Origin of the sequence: Cupriavidus yeoncheonensis (assembly GCF_905397275.1) — a bacterium.
Taxonomy (GTDB): domain Bacteria; phylum Pseudomonadota; class Gammaproteobacteria; order Burkholderiales; family Burkholderiaceae; genus Cupriavidus; species Cupriavidus yeoncheonensis.
Genome location: NZ_CAJPUY010000007.1, coordinates 55,579 through 78,291, shown reverse-complemented (window position 1 = coordinate 78,291; position 22,713 = coordinate 55,579). Strand labels below are relative to the sequence as shown.

General features: G+C 64.4%; 21 protein-coding genes and 1 pseudogene. 19 read left to right on the top strand and 3 right to left on the bottom strand.

What is annotated here, in order from left to right; translation table 11 throughout:
* Positions 1–74 precede the first annotated feature (74 nt).
* The 4 genes from KHO22_RS11205 (at position 75) to KHO22_RS11190 (ending at position 3,001) form a co-directional block, all read left to right on the top strand.
* Complete coding sequence (locus KHO22_RS11205) at positions 75–710, top strand: LemA family protein (RefSeq protein WP_211947216.1); 636 nt, start codon at positions 75–77, stop codon at positions 708–710.
* A gap of 16 nt (positions 711–726) precedes the next feature.
* On the top strand, positions 727–1,593 hold the full coding sequence (locus tag KHO22_RS11200; RefSeq protein ID WP_211947215.1) for a TPM domain-containing protein: 867 nt from the start codon (positions 727–729) through the stop codon (positions 1,591–1,593).
* Positions 1,594–1,605: 12 nt separating this feature from the next.
* Positions 1,606–2,109: a TPM domain-containing protein gene (locus KHO22_RS11195; protein ID WP_211947214.1), complete on the top strand. Its 504-nt coding sequence runs from the start codon at positions 1,606–1,608 to the stop codon at positions 2,107–2,109.
* A gap of 160 nt (positions 2,110–2,269) precedes the next feature.
* The gene (locus KHO22_RS11190; RefSeq protein WP_420839592.1) at positions 2,270–3,001 is read left to right on the top strand and encodes a methyltransferase family protein; all 732 of its coding nucleotides are present in this window, start codon (positions 2,270–2,272) and stop codon (positions 2,999–3,001) included.
* Between the two features lie 22 nt (positions 3,002–3,023).
* Here the strand turns inward: KHO22_RS11190 and KHO22_RS11185 are convergent.
* A pseudogene (locus KHO22_RS11185) lies at positions 3,024–4,268 on the bottom strand (MFS transporter); the annotation flags it as partial.
* On the opposite strand from KHO22_RS11185, the gene KHO22_RS32840 reads away from it, so the two are divergent.
* The 4 genes from KHO22_RS32840 to KHO22_RS11165 all read left to right on the top strand — a co-directional run bounded on the left by KHO22_RS32840 (position 4,213) and on the right by KHO22_RS11165 (position 8,211).
* Entirely contained in the window at positions 4,213–4,503 is a 291-nt protein-coding gene (locus KHO22_RS32840; RefSeq protein WP_420839594.1) for a hypothetical protein, read from the top strand. The pseudogene KHO22_RS11185 and the gene KHO22_RS32840 overlap by 56 nt on opposite strands.
* 1,183 nt (positions 4,504–5,686) lie before the next feature.
* Positions 5,687–7,063: a sigma-54 dependent transcriptional regulator gene (locus KHO22_RS11175; protein WP_211947212.1), complete on the top strand. Its 1,377-nt coding sequence runs from the start codon at positions 5,687–5,689 to the stop codon at positions 7,061–7,063.
* A 27-nt stretch (positions 7,064–7,090) separates the two neighbouring features.
* A complete protein-coding gene (locus KHO22_RS11170) occupies positions 7,091–7,825 on the top strand; it encodes a class I SAM-dependent methyltransferase (RefSeq protein WP_211947211.1) in 735 nt (244 codons plus the stop codon).
* Complete coding sequence (locus KHO22_RS11165; RefSeq protein ID WP_211947210.1) at positions 7,822–8,211, top strand: GtrA family protein; 390 nt, start codon at positions 7,822–7,824, stop codon at positions 8,209–8,211. The genes KHO22_RS11170 and KHO22_RS11165 overlap by 4 nt, the downstream gene beginning before the upstream one ends.
* A gap of 17 nt (positions 8,212–8,228) precedes the next feature.
* Here the strand turns inward: KHO22_RS11165 and KHO22_RS11160 are convergent, their stop codons facing one another.
* The gene (locus KHO22_RS11160) at positions 8,229–9,251 is read right to left on the bottom strand and encodes a glycosyltransferase family 2 protein (protein ID WP_211947209.1); all 1,023 of its coding nucleotides are present in this window, start codon (positions 9,249–9,251) and stop codon (positions 8,229–8,231) included.
* Between the two features lie 316 nt (positions 9,252–9,567).
* Positions 9,568–10,806, bottom strand: a complete 1,239-nt coding sequence (locus KHO22_RS11155) for a glycosyltransferase family 87 protein (protein ID WP_211947208.1) — start codon at positions 10,804–10,806, stop codon at positions 9,568–9,570.
* Between the two features lie 1,200 nt (positions 10,807–12,006).
* On the opposite strand from KHO22_RS11155, the gene KHO22_RS11150 reads away from it, so the two are divergent.
* The 11 genes from KHO22_RS11150 (at position 12,007) to KHO22_RS11100 (ending at position 22,530) form a co-directional block, all read left to right on the top strand.
* Positions 12,007–12,183, top strand: coding sequence for a Flp family type IVb pilin (locus tag KHO22_RS11150; RefSeq protein WP_211947207.1), 177 nt, complete (start codon positions 12,007–12,009; stop codon positions 12,181–12,183).
* Between the two features lie 90 nt (positions 12,184–12,273).
* Positions 12,274–12,456, top strand: a complete 183-nt coding sequence (locus KHO22_RS11145) for a Flp family type IVb pilin (RefSeq protein ID WP_211947206.1) — start codon at positions 12,274–12,276, stop codon at positions 12,454–12,456.
* Positions 12,457–12,491: 35 nt separating this feature from the next.
* A complete protein-coding gene (locus KHO22_RS11140; protein ID WP_211947205.1) occupies positions 12,492–13,025 on the top strand; it encodes an A24 family peptidase in 534 nt (177 codons plus the stop codon).
* 80 nt (positions 13,026–13,105) lie between these two features.
* Positions 13,106–14,521 carry an ATP-binding protein gene (locus tag KHO22_RS11135; RefSeq protein WP_211947204.1) on the top strand — a complete coding sequence of 472 codons (1,416 nt, stop codon included), beginning with the start codon at positions 13,106–13,108 and terminating at the stop codon, positions 14,519–14,521.
* Between the two features lie 40 nt (positions 14,522–14,561).
* Positions 14,562–15,404 carry a Flp pilus assembly protein CpaB gene (gene cpaB, locus KHO22_RS11130; protein WP_211947203.1) on the top strand — a complete coding sequence of 281 codons (843 nt, stop codon included), beginning with the start codon at positions 14,562–14,564 and terminating at the stop codon, positions 15,402–15,404.
* A gap of 65 nt (positions 15,405–15,469) precedes the next feature.
* Positions 15,470–17,368, top strand: a complete 1,899-nt coding sequence (locus tag KHO22_RS11125) for a type II and III secretion system protein family protein (RefSeq protein WP_211947202.1) — start codon at positions 15,470–15,472, stop codon at positions 17,366–17,368.
* A 33-nt stretch (positions 17,369–17,401) separates the two neighbouring features.
* The gene (locus KHO22_RS11120) at positions 17,402–17,755 is read left to right on the top strand and encodes a hypothetical protein (RefSeq protein WP_211947201.1); all 354 of its coding nucleotides are present in this window, start codon (positions 17,402–17,404) and stop codon (positions 17,753–17,755) included.
* 62 nt (positions 17,756–17,817) lie between these two features.
* Positions 17,818–19,011 carry a CpaE/TadZ family protein gene (locus KHO22_RS11115; protein ID WP_211947200.1) on the top strand — a complete coding sequence of 398 codons (1,194 nt, stop codon included), beginning with the start codon at positions 17,818–17,820 and terminating at the stop codon, positions 19,009–19,011.
* 49 nt (positions 19,012–19,060) lie between these two features.
* Positions 19,061–20,440 (top strand): TadA family conjugal transfer-associated ATPase, encoded by a 1,380-nt coding sequence (locus KHO22_RS11110; protein WP_211947199.1) that lies wholly within the window; start codon positions 19,061–19,063, stop codon positions 20,438–20,440.
* A 45-nt stretch (positions 20,441–20,485) separates the two neighbouring features.
* Positions 20,486–21,463, top strand: a complete 978-nt coding sequence (locus KHO22_RS11105; RefSeq protein ID WP_211947198.1) for a type II secretion system F family protein — start codon at positions 20,486–20,488, stop codon at positions 21,461–21,463.
* Positions 21,464–21,546: 83 nt separating this feature from the next.
* Positions 21,547–22,530 carry a type II secretion system F family protein gene (locus KHO22_RS11100; protein ID WP_211947197.1) on the top strand — a complete coding sequence of 328 codons (984 nt, stop codon included), beginning with the start codon at positions 21,547–21,549 and terminating at the stop codon, positions 22,528–22,530.
* The last annotated feature ends 183 nt before the right edge of the window (positions 22,531–22,713 follow it).

The following is a 22,713-nucleotide window of genomic DNA, read 5'->3' as shown; positions in this document are numbered from 1 at the left end:
CGTTCCCGGGGTAGCCGCCGGTGGTAACGCGCCGTGCGCTACACTTGAGATTCGTCTCAACCCGGGAGCCCACGATGCGCGCCTCATTGCCCCTGTCCTCGACCGCGAACCGGGCTACCGGCTGGTTGCCCTGGTTCCGCTGGCTGTTGCTGGCCTGCCTGGCCAGCCTGCTGTCGGCCTGCGGCTATAACGACTTCCAGACCAAGGACGAGGCGGTCAAGGCGGCCTGGGGCGAGGTCGTCAACCAGTACCAGCGGCGCGCCGACCTGATCCCCAACCTGGTCAACACGGTCAAGGGCTACGCCACGCACGAGCGCGAAACGCTCGAGGCCGTGACCAAGGCACGTGCCGCCGCCACCAGCATCCAGGTATCGCCCGAGACCCTGAACAATCCTGAAGCGTTCAAGCGCTTCCAGCAGGCGCAGGGCGAGCTGTCGGGCGCGCTGTCGCGCCTGCTGGCGGTGTCCGAGAACTACCCGCAACTCAAGGCCGATGCCTCGTTCCGCGACCTGCAATCGCAGCTCGAAGGCACGGAGAACCGCATCACCGTAGCGCGCCAGCGCTACATTTCCGCCGTGCGCGACTACAACGTGCTGGCACGCAGCTTCCCCACCAACCTCACGGCCATGGTGTTCAAATACGAGGTCAAGCCTTCGTTCGCGGTGGAAAACGAGAAGGCCATCTCCACACCCCCGGCCGTGAAGTTCTGACAGCAAGGCACGCATCATGGGCACCCTGATGGACTTGCCCGCCTTCCGTTCCTGGCGCCGCTGGCTGGCCGCCATGCTCTGGCTGGCCAGCGCGTGGGCGATGCCGGCCCTGGCGGCCAATGACGGTTTCGTACCGGTGCCGCCACTGACCCAGCGCGTCACCGACCTGACCAACACCCTTTCCGCCAACCAGCGCACCGCGCTGGAAAACGTGCTGGCCGAATACGAGCAGCAGCGCGGCAGCCAGATCTTCGTGCTGATGCTGCCGACGACCGAGCCCGAGACCCTCGATGCCTACAGCATCCGCGTGGCCGACGCCTGGCGCGCCGGGCGCAAGGGCATCGACGACGGCGTGATCGTCCTGATTGCCAAGGACAACCCGCCCGGCCTGCGCAAGATGCGGCTCGAAGTCGGCCGCGGCGTGCAGGGCTCGCTCACGGATGCCATGTCCAAGCGCATCCTGCAGGACGTGATGGCGCCCCACTTCCGCCAGAACGACTTCTACGGCGGGCTGGCGGCGGGCATCTCCGCGATCCAGGCCACCATCGACAAGGAAGGCCTGGCCGGCCCGCAGCCGCGCAAGCAGGAAGCTTCGTTCTGGTCGGACTGGCTGCCGGTGCTGTTCCCGCTGGCCATCATCGTGTTCTTCTTCCTGACGGCCGCCACGCGGCGGCGCGGTCCGCAGATCGTCACCACGCCGCGCGGCCGCGACGTGATCGCGGGCGGGCTGGGCGGACTGGGCGGCTACGGCATGGGCAGCGACTGGGGGCGTCGCGGCGGCTTCGGCGGCGGTGGTGATTTCGGCGGCGGGGGCGGCGGGGGCGGCTTCAGCGGCGGCGGAGGCGGCGGCTTCGACGGCGGCGGCGCCTCCGGCAACTGGTAAGGAGAGCGGACCATGCCATCGCTGCGACGCGCGCTGCGCCACCTCGGCACCACCTCCAGTACCGCCCGCCGCCACTTCCCGGCACAGGCGCAACAGCAATTGCACGACGCCGTCCACGCCGGCGAAGCGCGCCACCGCGGAGAGATCCGCGTGGTCATCGAGTCCAGCCTGCCGCTGGGCCATGCCTGGGGCGGCACCACGGCGCGGGCTCGGGCACGGGCCCTGTTCGGGGCGCTGGAGGTGTGGAATACCGAAGAGCACACCGGCGTGCTGCTCTATATCAACCTGGCCGACCATGCGGTGGAGTTGCTGGCCGACCGGGGCATCGATGCAAGTGTGGGTGCGAAGACCTGGCGCGCTGTTTGCGATGATTTGGTGCAGGGGCTGGCCAGGGACCTGTCGGTGCGCCCCGTGCTGGCAGCAGTGGCGAGCATTCACGACTTGCTGGCGGCGCATTTCCCATCCGATGGTGGCCGCAACCCGAATGAGCTGGACGACCGGCCACTGGTTCTCTAGGCGGGGCTCGCGGCTGCATCCCCGGTTTCGATCTCGCCTGGAGGAGCTCGAAAACCGCTTCGGCACATAAGCTCTGCACCACGCGTTCTCGCCGCTCGGTACCTGTTCACGCGCGAAACATACCTTTGCCCGATATGGCGCCGAGCGTGCCCCGACTAAGCTGATTGCACAACGACACTCAGTGAAAAAAAGGCGGAGCGCTGACCTCCGCCAGAACGGGGGAACTATGCCAGAAATCCTAGCTGACACGGTGCAAGCGAGCACCGCGCCCAAGACAGACCTCCGCGAACTGGTCCTGGAGCTGGTGCTAAGAACCACTACTGCAATACTGCTTGGAGCTTTCGCATATGGAGCGATCCAGCATTGGCTGACGGACCCATCGCGAATCACCCTTTTGCTCCTGGTTCTGGCGAGTTGCCTTACCCTCGGGCTGAGCCTGTTTGCCAGAGTCCCCAAGAAGCGAGACTGGAGACCGATCACCGTGCTCTGCTCGCTGGGCGGCACATACTATTTCGTTGGCATAGAACTGGCGCCTGGCGCGCATCTGGCTCCGGAGGCATTTGGCGCCGTCCTGCAGGTCGCAGGGATTGCCTGGCAAATCTACGCGAAGCTTTCGCTGCGTTTCTCGTTCGGAATCCTGCCGGCGAATCGGGGAATCGTTTCGAGCGGCGCCTACCGCTTCATGCGCCATCCGATCTACCTGAGCTATCTCACCGCCGATATTGGCTTTCTGCTGACGAATTTCGGAATGCAGAACCTTCTGGTCTATGCAGGACTGTGCATGCTGCAGGTCATGCGGATCCATCGGGAGGAAGCGCTGTTATCCGACGATCCCGAATACCGCCAGTATCGCGAGAAGGTACGGTTTCGCGTACTGCCTGGCATTTACTGAACCCTCCGCCGATCAACGGGGGGCGCCGTGCCCCCATGGCGTACCACGCCGCCGCCAGCGCCTGCAGCACGACCAGCCCACTCCACGCCACCAGGTGTGCCTCCGTGGGATAGTGCCCGCCGCTGGCCGGCCACAGATCCAGCACGAAGCCCACGCCCACCTGGCATGCAAAGGTCGCCAAGAACACCGTCAGCGTCAGCGCCGTGGTGGCGCGGCCGATCAGCGCGTCGGGAAAGCTGCGCGCCAGCACGGCGTAGGTCAGGATGCCGCTCGAGCCGAACACCCCGTAAGCCGCCCACAGCAGCACCGGTGGCAGTGGCACCTGTGCCAGCAGCAGCACCTGCACGACGATAAACGCGGTCATGCCGGCGCCGGCAAAGGCATACAGGCTGATGCCCGCCCGCTCGAGGTGTCGCGCGGCCCACCCTGAACCGACGCAGCCCGCCATCATGGCAATGCCGATCACCGACACCAGCCGCGCGCTGGTGGCCGGGCCGAAGCCGCCGACGTCTCGCAGGAAGGCGCCCACCCACAAGGTCTGCACGGCCAGGAATACGCCCTGGTTGAGGAGCGTCAGCGGCACCACGCGCCAGAAACGTTCGCTGGCCAGGATCTGGCGCGTGCCGCGCAACTGCTCGCGCAGGCTTTCCTTGCCGGAGCGCGGCTTGTCAGGCACGCCGAACCACAGCAGCACCGCCATCGCGAAGGTCACGCCCGCCAGCCCGGCACTGACCATGCGCCAGTCCGCCACAGAAAGCAGCCAGGACAGCGGCGTGCCCACGAGCACCGCGCCCAGGCCGCCAATGGCCATCACCACGCCATTGAGCAGCGGCATGCGCGACAAGGGGAACCACATCGACAACGCCTGGATCGCCGCGCCCAGGCAGACCGACACGCCTGCACCAATCAGCATCCGGCCAGCGGCCAGCCCCGCCATGCCAGGCGCGAGCGCGAATACCAGCGAGCCGGCCACCGCCGCCAGCAACATCGCGGCCTCGGTACGGCGCGGGCCATAGCGGTCCAGCAGGATGCCCGCCGGCAGTTGCGCGCAGGCAAAGCCAAGAAAATAGAAACTCGTCAGGAGTCCCAGATCGCCGGCGCCGAGGCCCAGTTCGCGCGTCAGTTACGGCGCGAACCCCAGGTTGACCCCACGGAACACGTAGGACACCAGGAAGCCCAGCGAAAACACGGCAAGCACGCGCCAGCGGGCATTGGAAGCTGGCTTTGCCTGCCGGGTCGCAGAAGAAAGGTTGGGTGGAGCGGTCATCGTCATGGCCAGGATTGTCGCCGCCATGGCGGTGCATGGCCAACGAAAGATACCCGCCGCCATTTTCAGCACCCGTATTCCGTCAATCCTGCATGACTGGGTCATCTGGCGCGCGGGCAATCGCCGCGAGAAAGCCATCGAGCAGTTCCGTGCGTGGCTGCAGGAACTGGTGCGCCAGGAAGCGGCGGCGGCGGGCTCGGCTGCACCTGGTAACGCCCGGATGTATCACTCCTGAAATGTTTTTGACGCCCAATGTTAGGAGTACGCGTCATTCGTCTGATCCGGCAGCTCAGCTAATCAGCGCCGGTACAAAGGCACCATTACCGTGCCGGAACCGGTCCGGCCCCTTCTCCGTCGCACCAGTTTCACGGATGCAACCGATTTGCCCGGTCATGCCAGCTACCGTGCAATTTCTACCCATCCCATCCTTAAAGATGAGATATGGATGGGCGGCTCATGCCACGACTCGTGCAAAGGCGTGTCATCGCACCGCCACTGCGCGCCACGCCAGGATCAAAGGAAGCCACAACACCGCAGGGCCCTCAGGGATAACACTGTGGGCGTTGTGCTCTACCGTGTAATCGCTTCCGTTCCTTGTTAAGGACATGAAACCATTTTGATGCCCCTGTTGCAGGCAGAGCCGGTGTCTTGGCGCTCTGGCGTTTCGAACAGCGCACCCCCCTCATCGGGAGGGACTTGCCTGGCGGAAATGTCCCTTCAGCCGCAAAAGGATGAGTATGCGTGTCGTTTGCACTGCGAGTCCGTGACTCAAGTCATTGCCCAGCGGCCTCAGCAGTAACAGAAATGAAACGCTTTGGCGGCCCGGTTCGCCCAACAATCCCATCACATCCGAGTTTCCCCTTTAGTTTCATATGGTTACCCGGATCTGGCACGTTCGTCGCGAATATGTCCACGCGAACATGAAGCCCGGATTTGGGGAAGTCTGAAACCGAAGCGCCAACACACTGGCAAACGTTCGAGGGAGATCAGTTTCAGAACGACCCCCGCTTCCCAGGGCGGGAATCGGGCTGGTGCTGTAAGCGCAGGGCCGCGCTGCAGGGAATGGCTCGCACCGACGCATACCGTTGCGGTCTGAGCCGGGAAGAACAGGTGAGGTCTTTCAGGAAACCACGGGCCGCGCCAGCGCGGGCGGCCCGTGCAACCTGGAAAGTCAAAGCCAGCCATGGACGACCATGGCGGCGATGGGGACCGCGAACAGAGCGGGATGCCGGTGCGCCGGGATCACAAGGGGTATAGCCAGGCCCGCACAGCGGGCCTGGCCAAAAACAGAATTCGGGAAATACGCCTGGCCGACGCAGCATCGACGCGCGGCCGGAGCGGGCCTGAGGGCCACCGAATCCGGTGTCCGGCAACCGCTGGCATCGGTTTCGTCAATAAAAAAATCCGGGGAAATCGTTATGAGCGCTTACGCCAATCGTCCGCTGCTCTACTTGTCGCAGCATCACGACGCCACACTGTGCAGGGCTCTTTCGCAACGCGGCTGGAAGATCAGCTTTGCGTCGAGCCTCCATGAACTCGAAGCGCTTTCGCACAATCCACAAGCCTGTGCCGCGCTGCTCGATGTCCACAGCGGGTTCAGCGACACCGAGCTGGAGTCCTTCGAGCCCTGGCTGTCCCATCCGCTGCTCAGTTGGATCGGCCTCGTCGCCAGCCGCGACGCGCTAAGCGATGCGGCACGCCGCCTGCTCGGCCTTTACTTTGTCGACTACTACACCGCGCCGTTCGACCTGGCGCAGCTGACGCACTCGCTCGGCCACGCACAAGGCATCGCGCAGATGCGCCCCGCGGCGCAGCGCAGGGCGGCAGACAGCACGCGTCCGGACGGCATGATCGGCAATTGCCAGGCCATGCAGGCACTGTTTCGCGGCATCGAGAAGGTATCGCTCTGGGACACTCCCGTGCTGATCTCGGGTGAATCGGGGACCGGCAAGGAACTCGCCGCGCAGGCGATCCACCGTGCCAGCGAGCGCGCGCAGAAGCCCTTTGTCGCCGTCAACTGCGCCGCCATCCCGCCCACGCTGCTCATGTCGGAACTGTTCGGCTATGAGCGCGGCGCGTTCACGGGCGCGGCCAAGCGCAAGCTCGGTCGCATCGAAATGGCCCAGGGCGGCACGCTGTTCCTGGACGAAATCGGCGACATGCCGCTGGAAAGCCAGACCAGCCTGCTGCGCTTCCTGGAAACGGGCCGGATCGAGCGTCTGGGCGGCACCGAATCCATCGAGGTGAACGTACGCATCGTCTCCGCCACCCACGTCGACCTGGAAGCGGCCATCGCCGCCGAACGGTTCCGCGGCGACCTGTACCACCGCCTGTGCGTGCTGCGCGTGCGCCAGCCGCCGTTGCGCGAGCGCGGCAGCGACCTCATGCTGCTCGCCGAGCATATGCTCGCCAGCGTGCGCAAGCAGTCGCCAAACCGCATCCGCGGCTTCTCGCCGACGGCGCTGCGCGCGATCCAGCAACATGACTGGCCCGGCAACGTGCGCGAGCTGATCAACCGCATCCGCCACGCGGCGGCAATGTGCGAAGACGGGGTGATCCAGCCGGAAGACCTGGAGCTGGCCTCACCGGCAGAGGAACGGCCGCTGACGCTGGCGGCGATCCGCGAGGCCGCCGAGCAGGGCGCGATCGTGGAGGCGCTGCAGCGCAACCATGAGCGCCTGATCGATGTCGCGGCAGAGCTGGGGATCTCGCGCGTGACGCTGTTCAGGTTGATGCGGGACTACAAGCTGCAGGTGAAGAAGGGCGATTTCGGCCTGGTATGCGTGCAGGGCTGACCTGACCGACTTTCGAGGAATCGTCCCATGTCCCCTGATGCTTATCTTGAAATGGCCGACACTGAAGCCGGCCACTGGTGGTTCCGCGGGCGGCGCGACATCCTCGCCACCGTCCTGTCCGGCCTGGCGTTGCCGCCTGACGCCTCCATCCTGGAAATCGGGTCGGGGACCGGCGGCAACCTGGACATGCTCTCGCAATTCGGCAAAGTCAGCGCTGTGGAAATGGATGACACGGCCCTGCAACTGGCACGTGAAAAGACCGGGGGTGCCTACGACATCCGCAGCGGCCGCTGCCCGGACGACATGCCGTTTGCGGAGGGCAGCTTTGACCTCGTCTGCCTGCTGGGTTGCCTGGAACACATCGCCGACGATGACGGCGCCCTCGACTGCGCGGCGAGAATGCTGAAGCCTGGCGGAGCGGTGCTGGTCACCGTGCCGGCATACCAGTGGCTATGGAGCCGCCACGACGTCTTCCTGCATCACCAGCGGCGCTACAGCAAAGGATCGCTGCAGGCACTGGTCAGCTGTTGCGGTTTGCGCATGGAGCGGATCAGCTACTTCAACACCCTCCTGTCGCCGCTGGCCATCACCGCTCGCCTCAGCGACCAGCTGCGCGGCAGCGAAAAGGCTACCGGTGCCGGCGTTCCGGCCCGGTCAATCAACAACGCACTGCACGCACTGTTCAGCACGGAGCGCCACTGGCTTTCAAGCCGGTCACTGCCGTTCGGCATCTCGCTGATGGCGATCGTCCGGGCATCGTGAGCGCAGCAGTCAGCACGAGCGAGTTCCGCCAGGTCGCGCGGTTCCTGGTAGCCGGCGCAAGCTCGACCGGCGTCCATGTCGTCGTTGCTGCCACACTGATCAGCGCAATGGGAACTTCACCGGTCACGGCAAACAGCGTGGCCTTCCTGTGCGCGACCGCCTGCTCCTATCTTCTCAACACGCTGTGGAGCTTTTCATCGCGGCTGCATCACCGGACCCTGGGCCGCTTTGCCGGCGTATCGCTGTTAGGGCTGGGCCTGACCATGGGCATTTCATGGAGCGCACAGTCCCTGGGCGCCAGCTATTGGACAGGACTTGCCTGCGTCGTGCTGATGGTGCCCGCCTTCACGTATGTGGCGCAACGGAGCTGGACCCATCGGAAATAGGCCAGCCCCGGCACTGATCAACGGCCGTTGCCGGCATGCCCGCGCTCAAGCCGGATCACCCGCCGGCCGGAAGCGAGTTGCCGATCCCGGCCAACCTCCTGGTAGCGGCGCCGTATCAGGTAGATCGGCCGCCCCTTGGCTTCATCGTAGATCCGGCCGATATACTCGCCGACCACGCCAAGTCCGATCAGCTGGATACCGCCGAGGAACAGCACCACGGAAAGCAGTGATGCATAGCCGGGAACATCCACCCTGAAAATCAGCGTTCGCGCCACGATGAAGGTGCCGTAAATAAAGGCGCTGACAGCGATCAGCAGCCCGATATAGGTCCAGCTGCGCAGCGGAAGCGTGCTGAAGCTGGTAATGCCTTCGAGCGCAAGGTTCCACAAGCGCCAACCCGAGAACTTCGAGCGGCCCGCGCTGCGCGGCTCACGCTCGTAGCGAACGATGGACGTCTTGTAGCCTACCCACGCAAACAGGCCTTTCATGAAGCGATGCCGCTCCGGCAACTGCTTGAGCGCGTTGATCACCACGCGGTCCATCAGGCGGAAATCGTGGACATTCTCGGGCAGCTTCAGGTCAGATAGCCGGTTGTGGATGCTGTAGTATGCAGTCGCCGTTGCGCGCTTCAGCCAGGAATCGCACTCGCGGCTGCTCCGTTGCGCGAGCACCACCTCCGCACCCTCTCGCCAGCGCGCGACAAGCTCCGGGATCAACGATGGCGGGTCCTGCAGGTCCACGTCCATGGGAATGACGGCATCGCCCAGGGCTTCGTCGAGCCCGGCAGTCAACGCGGCCTCTTTGCCGAAATTCCGCGTCAGGTCCAACACGCGCACACGCTCGTCGCGGTGCGCATACGCAAGCATCTGGTCCAGCGTGTCGTCCGTGCTGCCGTCGTTCACCAGCACGATCTCGAACCGCATCCGATCGATGGATTCGAGAATCGGCACGATGGTATCGAAGAAACGCGCGATGCTGTCGGACTCGTTGTAGCAAGGCACAACCAGCGAGAGCACTCTGAAATCGTATGGACCCGACATGATTCTCTCCCGGAGCGTTGTGGCCCGTACCCACGCCGCCATGATTGGGTCGTCACTCAAATTGCCAAAGCCTTTTCCGCATGCCCTTGGAGGCGCAGGTACCACGCACCCAAGAGAGCGGGGAGGTCTACGACAGGGCGAGCCACGGAATCCGTGGCAAAAGTCCTTTGCTCTCAGAGCTATGCAACGATCATGCCGCCATGAGCCCCGAACATGTCGAGGTTGTGGAATTGGACGCCCTGCAGCTCCAGTCTGCGCCAGGCTCATCGCTCCCCGTTTCTATTGTCTTGCTGCGCTGCCGGTTCGCATTCGCACGTCAGGCATCGTGCAATACCATACTCGCCCGTTCCATCCGGATCCGCCACACGCCAAGCGCCAGTGCGAGGATCAGCCCGAGTGGCATCAGTTGAACCCCAATCCACTCTCCCGCCAGCAGTCCATACAGAGGCAGCAACCAAAGCACGAGCAGCAACTCGCGTTCGCCAGTCAGCCATCCGCAACGATGGGCATGGACGCCCAACCACGCCATGGCAATGCCCAGAAATGCCAGGTCATAGTCGTACAGGTAAGGAGAAATCAGCAGCAACGCGATCGACATTACCGCCGCACGCAGTGCAAAGCTGCACGGACGCGACCATGCATAGATCACCGATGCGCCCGCCGCACACGAAAATACGCCATGCACGACATACGGAAATACAACGCCTCCAAACAGCAACTTGGTGGCCGCAAACATCGTTGGCATCCGCATCAGTATTCCCCACCCCTCCTCGATTAACGCGCGAGCGTAACCGGCTCCCTTCAGGAAGGCAATAAAGGGCTCGACACCGAAGCAGACAAGCGTCAGTGCCGTCAACGCTGTCGAGCTGGCAGCCATCCCCAACAGCGCTCGCCACTCACGGGCGCACAGCAATGCAATAGGCAGTACCACAGCGAGATGTGGCTTGACCGTGACAAGCCCGAACAACATTCCGGCAACCATGGGTCGTCGATGTAGCAGTGTCAGCGCCAGGCCAGTGGTACCGGCTAGCCACAGCGAGTTCTGACCCGTCCCGACGGCAACGGCAACCCCCGGAAACCCCATTGCCCCGATCCAGGCGCTTCGCCATGGCAAGGTCCGGTGCATCGCCCACCCATACCAGCACAAGCCGCCCAGCACGAATATGGAGGCAGCGATCCCGTAGGACACAAAGCCGAGTGGCAAGAGGGTTAGCAGGTATGTCGGCGGATACAGCCACGGCCACTTGCCATCACCGAGCTGAAGACCGGGCGTCACGGAGAGCTCCTTGACCTGCAGCAGGTCAAGGTTGTACGGGGCTAGCGGACCGTGCTCGAGCGCCACGCTCGCGGCACTCCAGAAGACAACGAAGTCTCCCCCTGGCGGGAAGAGCCCGGGAACGGCCAGCACCCAGGCATGGAATATCCAGATTCCGAAGAATGCTGCATAAGAAAAGAGCGCAGCGCCCGCGTAGAAGCGCAGCCGGCATACGTCGAGCCAATGCCCATCTGACTGGCGGACCAGTTGCTTGCCGTCGGCAATGTTCTGAATGGCCATGTCAGTCGCTTCCGGAACTCACATTCGGGATCAACAACGGTCGCGCCGCCTGACCTTCGCTGTGTCGGCCTGGCATGGTGGACTCACGATTCGAGCCGCTCGTCACGGCGCTAGAGGTTAGCGCTGCAAACCTTCTTTCAGGAGCATCGCCAACGATCACCTCCGCCCTCAGTGTTGTCGTGCCATTGCAGAAAAGCAAGCGTCTAGGTACGTCATTGAAAGCGTGCTCCACGTGTTTGGCAGTTCATTCGGCAACGATGTTTCCATCCTGAATCGTTCGGACCGCCTTGCCCGCAATCGCCGATACCGCAATGGTTCGCGGGGGATAAGGCCATCTCTTCACCGTGAGCATGCGCTACCGCGCGGCCCTCCTGATGTTTCTAACCGGAAACGCTGACCTGGACTGTTATGCCTTCATCCATCAGGGCAACCCCTGCGCCTGGTTTCTTCCAAGGAAATCCATCGAGTCCTCCAATCGCCGGAGGTATTGCGCAATGTCTGCCCCGCAGGCTCATGCTTTTGGCTGATGAAACTCCGTGATTTCGCTTGGTTGCGCATGGTTCGCCCCGGAGTGCCTTAATCCATTGGTCGCGCCATCCAGATCGACTCATGCCGCGCGCGTTTCCGAGTGGCAACGAAGCTCGGCAAAATCCCGGCTTTTGCGCCGGGGAGTCAACCGGCAATCGCGACATGCATACCGGAAAGCCTTGTGGGACAACGGTTTCGTCCCGGCTGGCCCACGATTTGCCTATGCCATGGCACGCGGCATCGCAGTCACCATCAGGTTGCCGCACTGTCGGCGTAGCCAGCCGCCAGCAAAATATTCGGGGAGCCTTGAAATGCCTGTTGTCCGCCAGCTTGTACTGTCGCACCGGAACGACTGCTTCGCTGCCGCCAGGCGCCTGGGTGCCAGCGCGCCGTACCGCCGCACGGACCGCGCAGGCTATACACAACACGCCGCGCGCTGCATGCATGTATCGGCCGAGCGCCGGCGGCATGGACGCAGAACCAGAGACACACACAACGGTCCGGGTCGCTGGGCATTCCATGCCTGCGCCATCTGCGCCCCGCCCTTCACCGGACTTCCCGGCACGGACCAGTTCCATGCCAACACATAAGTCTTACTCCGCTGCGCTTCAGCATGTCCGCAGCAGGCTACCTAGCAACGCAGCAAACCTTCTCTTAACTAAGGAGATAGCCATGGAAACCATCACCCGTTCGATGAAGCAGTTTATTCACGATGAAGATGGCGTTACCGCGATCGAGTACGGTCTGATTGCCTGCCTCATTGCGGTGGCAATCATTGCCGCGGTGACAAGTGTCGGGAGCAGCCTCAACAACGTCTTCAACTATATTGGCAGCCAGCTGAAAACCTGACATATCGGCAGTCGAAGCTGCACAAAGCGTGGACCGCAACGCGGTCCACGCCCGCAGCACCAGATTTAACGCCCGATATCGGAGACCAGCATGCCAACTCTCGATGCCGTATGGAAAAGGTTGCTATGCGACGAGCGCGGAGTCACGTCCATCGAATACGCATTGATCGGGGCATTGCTGGCCATGGCGATCGTAGGTGGGGTCAGCATGCTGGGTGATTCGGTTCAGTCTCTTTACCAGATGATCGCCTCCAAGATGCCGACGGCGTCCTGACAGGCGCCCGGCCACGACACGAATCCGCACACGCTATGTCCGCCACCGCTACGCTCACTCCATTCATCGGCCCTATCATCATCGTGGTCGTGCTGACCGCCGCGGCAATCGACCTGCATCGCCGTCGCATTCCGAACTGGCTCACGTTCGGCGCCTGGATCGCCGCCCTGCCCATGCAAACCGCCATGCACGGCGTGCCCGCCGGTGCGGCGGCCTGGGCGCTCGGCTGGCTGACCGGCTTCGGCGTCATCCTGCCCTTCTACCTGACGCGCGGAATGGCTGCCGGCGACGTCAAGCTCATGGCAGCCGTGGGCGCATGGCTTGGCACCGGCATGGTCCTCAAGGTCGCGCTGGCAACCTTCGTGATCGGCGGGGCGTGGGCGCTGGTACTGATCCTCGCTGCCCGGCAGGCCCGATCGACATTGCACCGCGTCGGCCACATGCTGCTCGCCGCGGTACTGCCAGGCTCCAGTCCGCAGCAACCCGACTCCAAAAGATCCGCCGGCACCATGCCGTACGGCGTAGCGATTGCTGCCGGCACGCTGGCCATGCTCTTTGCCGGTAAATGACATAGATCACACAGTTGCCCCAGCCAGTGGCCGGGGCCTCGAGGCAACAGGACGAAAAGATCTGCAAACAGGGGACGGTAATGAATGACCATCACGACACGGGTCACGCGCCACGGCTCCTCGAGTCCGTCACGGCGAGAAGCGCCAATGCCGACCATGGCACGACGTCCCTGCCTCCCTGGCATGTGCTCCCGCGTACCATCGCCGATACCGGCCTGGAAGTCGCCCAGCTGCTCGGCTTGCTGATGAAGGCCGCTTACCTGCACCGCACGGTGACGCTGGCAGTGCTGACCGACACGCTGAAGCTTCCTGGAGCGGTGGTCAACGAAATCGCCGCTGTCGCGGTGCGCGAGCGCCTGCTGGAGATCGCTCACCGGGGCGCCAGCGATCTCGACGTACGCTTCCGCCTTACCGATGCGGGCTACACGCGCGCCGCCGAGGCATCCGCGCGCTGCAGCTACAACGGCCCGGCGCCCGTCAGCCTCGATGCTTACGTCGAGGCCGTCAAGCACCACTCGGTCAGCCATGGTTCGGTTACCAAGGCCGACGTCACCGCGGCCTTCCATGACCTTGTGATCCCGGTCCATTTGCTGGACGCGATCGGCATGGCGCTGAACACCTGCCGCGCGCTCATGATCTACGGCCCCCCCGGCAGCGGTAAGACTTACCTCGCGCAACGCCTGGGCATGCTGCTGCCGGGCGCGGTGCCCGTGCCGCATGCCATCACCGTTGCCGGCGAAATCATCCAGATCTTCGACCCCCTGGTTCACGTGCCCTTCAGTGACGGCGAGGCGTCGCTGGCACGCCGGTCGCTGGATCGTCGCTGGGTCCTGTGCCACCGCCCGGTGGTGCTGACAGGTGGCGAGCTCACGCTGTCCATGCTGGATCTGCGCTACGACCGCACCGCTGGCTTCTACCAGGCCCCACCGCACATGAAGGCCAACAATGGCATCTACATTGTCGATGACCTGGGCAGGCAGCTCGTTGGCGTCGATGCCCTGCTCAACCGCTGGATCGTGCCGCTCGACCGGTCCGTCGACATGTTCACGCTACAGACCGGCGTGCGCTTCTCGGTGCCATTCGACGTCTGGCCTGTGTTCTCGACCAACCTGGAGCCATCGGCGCTCGGCGACGACGCCTTCCTGCGCCGTCTCGGCAGCAAGCTCTACGTGGGGCCGCTGTCGGTCGATGACTACCGCGAAGTGTACCAGCGCACGGTCGCAGACCTCGGACTGACCAGCGCTGAGCCCATTTTCGAATTCCTGGTCGACAGCCTGCATTACGAGAGCGACACGCCGCTGCTGGCCTGCCTCCCGCGGGACCTGCTGCGCCTGGTTGCTTCGGGCGTGCGTTATCACGGCCATGCGCCACAAGTCACCCAGGAGGGATTGCTGGCTGCGTGGCAAGCCTATTACGGACTGCGGACCTCGGCCGACGCCATGCTATCGGCCAGCAGTAGTCGTCACTGGTCCCTCGATCAGCGCGCGGCAAGCTGAACAGACCCAGCCAACACGGAATTTCTAGGGGAGAGTCATCATGAAGAACACACGCGCAATCCTGATGCTGCTGATTGCCCTGCTCGCCGGCGTGGCGGCCGTGGTATCGGCGTCGCGATGGCTCATGGAGCAATCGTCCAATTCCGTCAAACAGGTGGTGGTGGCTGCCAACGACCTGAATCTGGGGCAGCCGCTGAATGGCAGCCAGTTGCGCCTGGTCAACTGGCCCACGGCCAGCGTGCCGCCCGGTGCATTTGAAGACCTGAAATTGCTCGAAGGCCGCGTGGTCCGGACCAGCCTGCAGCGCGGCGAACCCGTTCTTGACGCCAAGCTCGCACCCGTTGGAACCAAGGGCGGACTGTCCGCTGTCATCAACGACGGCAAGCGGGCCATCACGGTGCGTGTCAACGATGTGGTGGGCGTGGCCGGCTTCGCGCTGCCGGGCAACTACGTCGACGTGATCGTCAATACCAACGAGGAAGCCAAGAACACGCAGAACAACAGCATCTCGAAGATCGTGCTCGAGAAGATCCTGGTGCTGGCCGTGGCCCAGCAGGTCAGCCGCGACGACACCCAGCCGAAGGTCGTCAACGCGGTGACGCTGGAGGTCACGCCCGACCAGGCCGAGAAGCTGGACGTGGCGCGGAGCGTGGGGACCTTGTCGCTGGTGCTGCGCAACCAGATGGACGTGGCCGACATCAATACCGGCGGGGCGACCAAGGGCACGCTGCTGGGCAAGGCGCCTGAAGCGCCGCAGGTCAAGGTGGTCACGCAGACGCAAACGCGCACCGTGGTCAAGACCCGCACGGTGGCGGCACAGCCGCATGCGGGCAACTGCGTCGGCGTGCTGGCAGGCATCCAGGGCGGCGTCGAGTGCTTCTGACCTCGTACCGCACGGCATCGACGAACTTTGAGCTGCGACACAGCCTCTCCGGGGGGAGATTCAAAATGAACCAGAAACGATCCGAAGCCGCCTGCGGCACCCGCATCCTGGTGCTGGCTGCCATCCTCTGCACGCCGCTGGCCGCAGCGGCGCAAGCCGCCATCGAGGCCGGCAACCTGACCAGGGCCACCGCACCCGCCGCGGCCAAGGCGCCCCAGGCGCCGATGCAGATGACCATCAGCATGGCGCCTGCCGGCACTGCGCCGGTCGGGCCCACGGCGCCGGTGCCGCCCGCGGACGCGCGCGGTCCCAATTGCACCGGCGCGGTCCGCCACGAGTCGAGCGTGATCGTTCCGGTCGGCAAGTCGCAGCTGATCACGCTGCAGGAGCCGGTGCGCAATCGCACTCTGGGCAACCCGAACGTGGTGCAGGCCACGATGGTGGCGCCGCAGACGCTCTATGTACTGGGGCGCGCGGTGGGAACCACCAACATGATCGTGCAGGGCCGCAGCGGCAGCTGCAGCATCATCAACGTCGTGGTCAACGCCGACGCCGGCGGGCTGCAGACCTCGATCGGCCAGCTCCTGCCCGGCGAACCCGGCATCCGGGTGATGACCGCCGCGGACAACCTGGTGTTGACCGGCAGTGTCAGCAATGCGCAGGCGGCCCTGCAGGCCATGGACATCGCGCAGGCCTATGCCAATGCGGCGCAGGGCGCCAATGGCGACGCCAACAAGAAGGGCGGCGTGCTGAACATGCTGTCGGTGGACACGCCGCAACAGGTGATGCTGGAAGTGAAGGTGGCTGAGGTCTCGAAGACACTGCTGAACCAGCTCGGCTCGGCAGTGAACCTGCAAGGCGGCTTCGGCTCCTGGAGCGGTGGGCTGGTGACATCGCTGCTGACCGGTGCTTCGGCGGCGATCTTCGGCAGCAAGGCCAACAACAAGCCCTTCCAGTTTGCAATCGACGCGCAGAAGAACGACAGCCTGGTCAAGATCCTGGCCGAGCCGAACCTCGTCACCATCAGCGGCCAGGAAGCCAGCTTCCTCGCCGGCGGCAAGATCTACATCCCGGTGGCGCAGGCGAACGTGCTGAATGGCGCCGGCACAGTCACGCTGCAGGAAGAAGAGTTCGGTGTGGGGCTGAAGTTCACGCCGACGGTACTCGCCAATGGCCGCATCCACCTGAAGGTGGCGCCGGAAGTGTCCGAGCTGTCGCCCACCGGCGCCACCGTCAGTGGCAGCAGCCTGGCGGGACAGACCGTGCTTCCGCTCATCACCACCCGCCGCGCCTCCACCACCGTGCAGATGCGTGATGGCGAAAGCTTCGCCATCGGCGGCCTGCTGACGGACAGCGCGCGCGGTTCGCTCAAGGCCCTCCCGGGCGCCGGCGAAGTGCCGGTGCTGGGCACGCTGTTCCGCAGCACCCAGTACCAGCAGGACCTGACCGAACTGGTGTTCATCATCACGCCGCGCCTGGTCAAGCCGATGCCGACCAACAACTACCCGCTGCCGACCGACAGCTTCACCACGCCTGACCCGTTCTCCCTGTACTTCATGGGCAATATGGAAGGCCACCGCAATGCGCCGCCCGCTCCCGCGCCGGCCCCGTCGCAGCCTGCCGCGCCAGCCGCTGCGCCCGCCACCGCGCCGTCGGCCCCGCGCAGCGAAGTTGCCCCGACCACGTCGATCTCGGCCATGCCGAATGGCCGGCCGCTGGAGGAGTCGCCCGCGGTAGCGGCGCCGCCCCCTGCGACACCCGCCGCACCGGCTCCGTCTGCCCCGCAGCCGGCGGCAGCGGCACCGAAGCGGGCCGACGCACCCGCACGCAGCGTGGCGGCGCTGCCGCCGCCTGAGGACACCACCGCGCGCATCGCCCGCATCGAAGCCACCGCCACACGCCTGGCGCAGGCCCGGACGAACGCCACGGCAATGGCCGGCGGCACCGCATCAAGCAGCAACTGAGTCGCCGCGCCACCAGCAAACCGGAGAACGACCATGAACAAGATCTCGAAGCTTCCGCGCGGCGCCGCCGCCCTGGTGCTGGGCACCCTGTCCTGCCTGGGACTGTCGGCCTGCATGACCACCACCCCGGTGTGGGACGGCCAGCGCGGCGTGGCGCTCGCCACGGTCACGCAGATGCAGATCATCAACCCCGACGCGCCGGCCGGCCTGCCGACCGTCACCGGCACCGACGGCAAGACTGCGGTGGCCGCGATGAGGAACCTCGACCGCTCGCTGATCCGTATGCAGCCGATGGGCGGCACGACCGGGGGGTTCGGCATTGACTTCGGGGCAGGAGGCTACGGCGGCGTGGGCATGAGCGGCGGCGGCATGGGCGGGTCGCGCTGACCCAGCACGGCCAAGCCATTGCAGTTGCCCTGGATAACGTTACAAAGATTCGCGAGGACACCATGCTGAAGATCCTGATCGCATCCGAAGACACCGAACGGCTGGCCGAAATCACCCGCCTCTGTGCCGCAGTCGGGAACTTCCGGGCCATGTCGCTTCAGGAGGGCCTGGCCCGCTTCCCGTTCCATGCCAGCCGATTGCGCATGGCGGACATGCTGATCGTGGAGCTACCGGATCTGGGCCCGGCGCAGATGCTGTCCATCGAGGCCCTGCGCCAGCAACACGCCGACCTGCCCTGCATCCTGGTCACGCAGGCACCGGGACCGGATGTGCTGATCAAGGTGATACGCGCCGGCATCCGCGACGTGCTGTCCTGGCCGCTGGACAAGGCACAACTGGCCGAGGCGCTGAGGCGGGTCGAAGCCACCCATGTGCCGCGCGCGCAGGAAGCCGCCCAGGTCGTCTCGCTCATTGCGTGCAAGGGCGGCGTGGGCACCAGCTTTGTCACCACCAACCTCGGCGACACGATTGCCCGGCAACATGGCAAACGCGTGCTGGTGGTGGACCTCAACCGGCACTTTGGTGACCTGACCCATATCGTCAGCGACAAGACCCCGCCGTCTACGCTCCCTGACGTCTGCGAGCAGGTCGACCGCCTGGATGCGGCCTTCCTTGATGCCTGCGTCGTCCATGTGGATAGTGGCTTTGACCTGCTCGCGGGAGCCACGGACCCGGTCAAGGCCACGAAGATCCAGAAGGAAAAGCTTGAGTGGATCCTGTCTGTCGCGCAACCGAACTATGACTTCATCCTCTTCGATCTGGGTCAGAACATCGATCCCTTGTCGATCAGCATGCTGGACCAGAGCGAGCGCATCTACGTGGTCACGGAGCCCGTAGTTGCGTGCGGCCGGCCAAGCCGCCGCATGCTCGACGTCCTGCGCGCCCTGCACTACCCGGCAGGCAAGGTTCAGGTTGTATTGAATCGCATGGGCCGCAAGAACGAGGTGCCGCGCGCAACCATGGAAGAGATCCTCGGCATGAAGGTGACGGTCACCCTGCCCGACGATCCGTCGGCCGTGGAAGAGGCCGTGAGCCACGGCGAACCGGTTGGCAAGCTGAGCCGGCGCAGCGCCATCACCCGGGCGCTACAGGGCATGGCCGCACAACTGGCCGCACCGCCCGAGAACGGCCGCCATGGCAAAGCCGAATCCGCTTCGCCACTGCGTCGCCTGATGTTGCGTACCAAGAGCACCTGACGATGGCTGCCCGGCAGCGCTGAACCCTATTCAAACGAAGGAGCCCAACATGTCGATCCGCGAACAGCTTGCCGGCGGCGGCCCTGCATTCACGACCAATGGCCATGGCGCGATCCAGTTCACGACGGCTGCGCCGGCTGGCAGGACTTCGTCACCGGGCTACCACGCCCTCAAGCGCGAAGTGCACGAAACCGTGCTGGACCGGGTCGAACTCGAGCGCCTGGCGCGCTACCCGCAAGAACAGGTGAGGCAGGAGATCGCCACGCTGGTGAACCTGATCATCGACGAGCAAAGAGTCCTGCTCAACGACAACGAACGACGCCAGCTGACGGTCGAGATCTACGACGAGATGTTCGGCTTTGGCCCGCTGGAACCGCTGCTGAAGGATCCCACGGTCTCGGACATCCTCGTCAACACGGGACGCCAGACCTATGTGGAACGACGCGGCAAGCTCGAGCTGACCGACGTGGTGTTCTACGACGATGCGCACCTGATGAAGGTCATCGAGAAGATCGTCTCGCGCGTGGGCCGCCGTATCGACGAAACCAGCCCGATGGTGGACGCGCGCCTGCCGGACGGCTCGCGCGTCAACGCCATCATTCCGCCGTCGGCCATCGACGGGCCCCTGCTGTCGATTCGCCGCTTCTCCGTCAATCCGCTCCAGGTTTCTGACCTCGTGGAACTGCGCAGCCTGACGCCGCCGATGGCACAGCTGCTGCAGGCCTTGTCCAAGGCCAAGATCAACGTGCTGGTATCGGGCGGCACGGGCAGCGGCAAGACCACGCTGCTGAACATCCTGTCCGGCTTCATCCCCGAGGACGAACGCGTGATCACCATCGAGGACGCGGCCGAACTGCAGCTGCGCCAGCCCCATGTACTGCGGCTCGAAACGCGCCCGCCCAATATCGAGGGCAAGGGCGAGATCACGCAACGTGCGCTGGTGCGCAACGCGCTGCGGATGCGCCCGGACCGGATCATCCTTGGCGAGGTGCGCGGCGGCGAGGCACTGGACATGCTCAATGCCATGAACACCGGCCATGAGGGATCGCTGACCACCATCCACGCCAACACGCCGCGCGATGCCCTGACGCGCCTGGAGAACATGGTCAGCATGGCTGGACTGACCATGCCGGCCAAGGCCATGCGGCAACAGATCGCATCGGCGATTACGGTCATCGTCCAGGCCGCGCGCATGACCGATGGCCGACGCAAGATCATCAGCATCTCGGAAATCACCGGCATGGAGGGCGACATCATCAACATGCAGGAGATCTTCACCTTCCAGCGCACCGGCGTCGACAAGGACGGCACCGTCCGCGGTCATTTCCGCGCCACGGGGGTGTACCCGAAATTCGCCGAACGCCTGCGCGTGTTCGGCGTGGGCCTGCCCGACGATACCTACGATCCGGCCAAGCGCCATGAAGTCTGAGGCAGTCACGGAATACCACAGCGAAAACGCCACGCGGAGACACTCATGAGCATGATCTTCTATGCCTTTGGCATCCTGCTGTTCGTGGCCGTGGTGCTCTGCGTCGAGGGCGTCTTCATCTGGTGGAACAGCAAGCACGGTGCGGCGGCCAAGCGTATCGAGGCACGGCTGCGGGCGCTGTCCGCCGGGGGCCAGGTCGGCGCCGAGCAGTTGTCCATCCTGAAGAAGCGGCTGCTCGCCGACTCGCCGCGCATGCAGCAATGGCTGATGAGCATGCCCCGTGTCGGCACGCTCGACCGCTGGCTGGAGCAGTCAGGCAGCTCGTGGTCGGTGGCCCAGTTGCTGGGGTACTGCGCGACGGTGGCACTGTGCACAGTCGCACTGATCCCCGTATCGCCGGTGCCCATGCCGGTGATGCTGGTCGCCGCCGCGGTGGCCGCGGTCCTGCCGATCCTTCATGTGTCCCGCCAGCGCGCCAAGCGGATCCTGCAGTTGGAAGCCCAGCTGCCCGATGCCGTCGACATGATCGCCCGCGCACTACGCGCCGGGCATGCGTTCAGCGGCGCGCTCGGCATGGTCGGCCAGGAAATGAAGGCGCCGATCGGCCCCGAGTTCCGCACGACCTTCGAGGAAATCAACTACGGCGTGGCGCTGGATGAAGCTATGACCAACCTGGCCGTACGGGTACCGGTCGGCGACCTGCGCTACTTCGTGATCGCGGTTCTGATCCAGCGCGAAAGCGGCGGCAACCTGGCGGAAATCCTCGACACCATCGGCAATATGGTGCGGGATCGCCTGAAGCTGTTCGCCAAGATCCGGGTGCTGTCCGCGGAGGGGCGCCTGTCTGCGTGGATCCTGGGCCTGCTTCCCTTTGTCACCGCAGGACTCATCCTGATGATCAACCCGGGCTTCATGAAGGTGCTTTGGGAGGACCCGGTCGGCCTGAAGATGGTCGGGGGCGCGCTGGTGTCGATGATGTTCGGCGTACTGTGGATGCGCAGGATCATCCGAATCCGGGTATGACACCACCGCCGCACAGGCAGAACTTGAATCGCAGAGTGCTTCGACACACAGGGCTTGGGCAGCCAGACTGACGGGAGTCCATCATGCAAGGCATCATCCAGGGGTTTCTGGCGGGGCAGCTTGTCGTGCTTGCGCTGATCTTCATCGCGGCATTCGGCACCGTTTTTGGCGTGCTCTATGCGTTCTCACCCAACAGAATGCGCGGCAGGGCCGAACTGTTGGCGGGCCAGGCGGGACAGCCAGTTGGTCCAGGCGTTGACGCCGGCGAAGCGCACGCCTGGGTACGCAAGCTGGTGCAATGGGCACAGCCTGTCTCGCGCCTGTCCCTGCCCAAGGAGGGATGGGAAGGGTCGCAGTTGCGAGTGCGCTTCATGAATGCCGGCTGGCGCGGCGCAAGCGCCCCACCGCTGTACTTTATCGCCAAGACGGTGCTTGCTATCGCCCTGCCGATGATCGGTTTGGTTGCGGCCAGTAGCCATCACGCAATGCAAGAGCAACACAGCATGCTTGGCTTGCTGACGGTGCTTGCCGCCATCGGCTATTACCTGCCGAACGCCGTACTGTCACGCAAAGTAGCCGAACGCCAGCGCGCGGTATTCGAAGAGTTCCCGGACGTCATCGATCTCCTGACGGTATGCGTGGAAGCCGGCCTAGGCCTCGACGCGGCGCTGATGCGCGTGGCCGACGAACTGGCCCTGCGCTGCCCGGTCCTTGCCGATGAACTTCAGTTGATGCTACTGGAATTGCGCTCCGGCTTCTCCAAGGAGAAGGCACTGACCAATCTCTCACTGCGCACTGGCGTGGAAGACGTCGACAAGTTTGCATCGATGCTGATCCAGGCCGATCGCTTCGGCACCAGCCTGTGCGACTCGCTGCGTGTGCTGTCGGACATGCTGCGCACCAAGCGCCGTCTGCGAGCGGAAGAAAAGGCCGCCAAGATTGCGCTCAAGCTGCTGTTTCCGCTGATCTTCAACATTTTCCCTTCATTGCTTCTGGTACTGCTGGGCCCGGCATTCATCCAGATCTATCGAGTACTGATGCCGACCATGACAGGGCAAGCCGGATAGCGTCATCGGGTAGCCGCAAACGGTTCCCCCGGCTGTCTCCCGGTGCAACGCCGGCAAGACGGTCTTTGCCCGGACCTGGCTCCGGGCTTTTTCGCCTGCTGCGCAGGCTCTCTGCGGCATCGCACCGATCCAGGGGACTTGACCTGATTGCCGGCATTCTTAAGAATTCAAGCACCGTCGCCT

What these genes read in the sequence shown, in the direction of transcription:
- KHO22_RS11135 (WP_211947204.1), top strand. Translation starts at nt 13,106, where the DNA reads ATGAATGACCATCACGACACGGGTCACGCGCCACGGCTCCTCGAGTCC.
- KHO22_RS11140 (WP_211947205.1), top strand. Translation starts at nt 12,492, where the DNA reads ATGTCCGCCACCGCTACGCTCACTCCATTCATCGGCCCTATCATCATC.
- KHO22_RS11150 (WP_211947207.1), top strand. Translation starts at nt 12,007, where the DNA reads ATGGAAACCATCACCCGTTCGATGAAGCAGTTTATTCACGATGAAGAT.
- KHO22_RS11120 (WP_211947201.1), top strand. Translation starts at nt 17,402, where the DNA reads ATGAACAAGATCTCGAAGCTTCCGCGCGGCGCCGCCGCCCTGGTGCTG.
- KHO22_RS11145 (WP_211947206.1), top strand. Translation starts at nt 12,274, where the DNA reads ATGCCAACTCTCGATGCCGTATGGAAAAGGTTGCTATGCGACGAGCGC.
- KHO22_RS11200 (WP_211947215.1), top strand. Translation starts at nt 727, where the DNA reads ATGGGCACCCTGATGGACTTGCCCGCCTTCCGTTCCTGGCGCCGCTGG.
- KHO22_RS11100 (WP_211947197.1), top strand. Translation starts at nt 21,547, where the DNA reads ATGCAAGGCATCATCCAGGGGTTTCTGGCGGGGCAGCTTGTCGTGCTT.
- KHO22_RS11160 (WP_211947209.1), bottom strand. Translation starts at nt 9,251, where the DNA reads ATGTCGGGTCCATACGATTTCAGAGTGCTCTCGCTGGTTGTGCCTTGC.
- KHO22_RS11155 (WP_211947208.1), bottom strand. Translation starts at nt 10,806, where the DNA reads ATGGCCATTCAGAACATTGCCGACGGCAAGCAACTGGTCCGCCAGTCA.
- cpaB (WP_211947203.1), top strand. Translation starts at nt 14,562, where the DNA reads ATGAAGAACACACGCGCAATCCTGATGCTGCTGATTGCCCTGCTCGCC.
- KHO22_RS11205 (WP_211947216.1), top strand. Translation starts at nt 75, where the DNA reads ATGCGCGCCTCATTGCCCCTGTCCTCGACCGCGAACCGGGCTACCGGC.
- KHO22_RS11125 (WP_211947202.1), top strand. Translation starts at nt 15,470, where the DNA reads ATGAACCAGAAACGATCCGAAGCCGCCTGCGGCACCCGCATCCTGGTG.
- KHO22_RS11170 (WP_211947211.1), top strand. Translation starts at nt 7,091, where the DNA reads ATGTCCCCTGATGCTTATCTTGAAATGGCCGACACTGAAGCCGGCCAC.
- KHO22_RS11105 (WP_211947198.1), top strand. Translation starts at nt 20,486, where the DNA reads ATGAGCATGATCTTCTATGCCTTTGGCATCCTGCTGTTCGTGGCCGTG.
- KHO22_RS11115 (WP_211947200.1), top strand. Translation starts at nt 17,818, where the DNA reads ATGCTGAAGATCCTGATCGCATCCGAAGACACCGAACGGCTGGCCGAA.
- KHO22_RS11110 (WP_211947199.1), top strand. Translation starts at nt 19,061, where the DNA reads ATGTCGATCCGCGAACAGCTTGCCGGCGGCGGCCCTGCATTCACGACC.
- KHO22_RS11195 (WP_211947214.1), top strand. Translation starts at nt 1,606, where the DNA reads ATGCCATCGCTGCGACGCGCGCTGCGCCACCTCGGCACCACCTCCAGT.
- KHO22_RS11175 (WP_211947212.1), top strand. Translation starts at nt 5,687, where the DNA reads ATGAGCGCTTACGCCAATCGTCCGCTGCTCTACTTGTCGCAGCATCAC.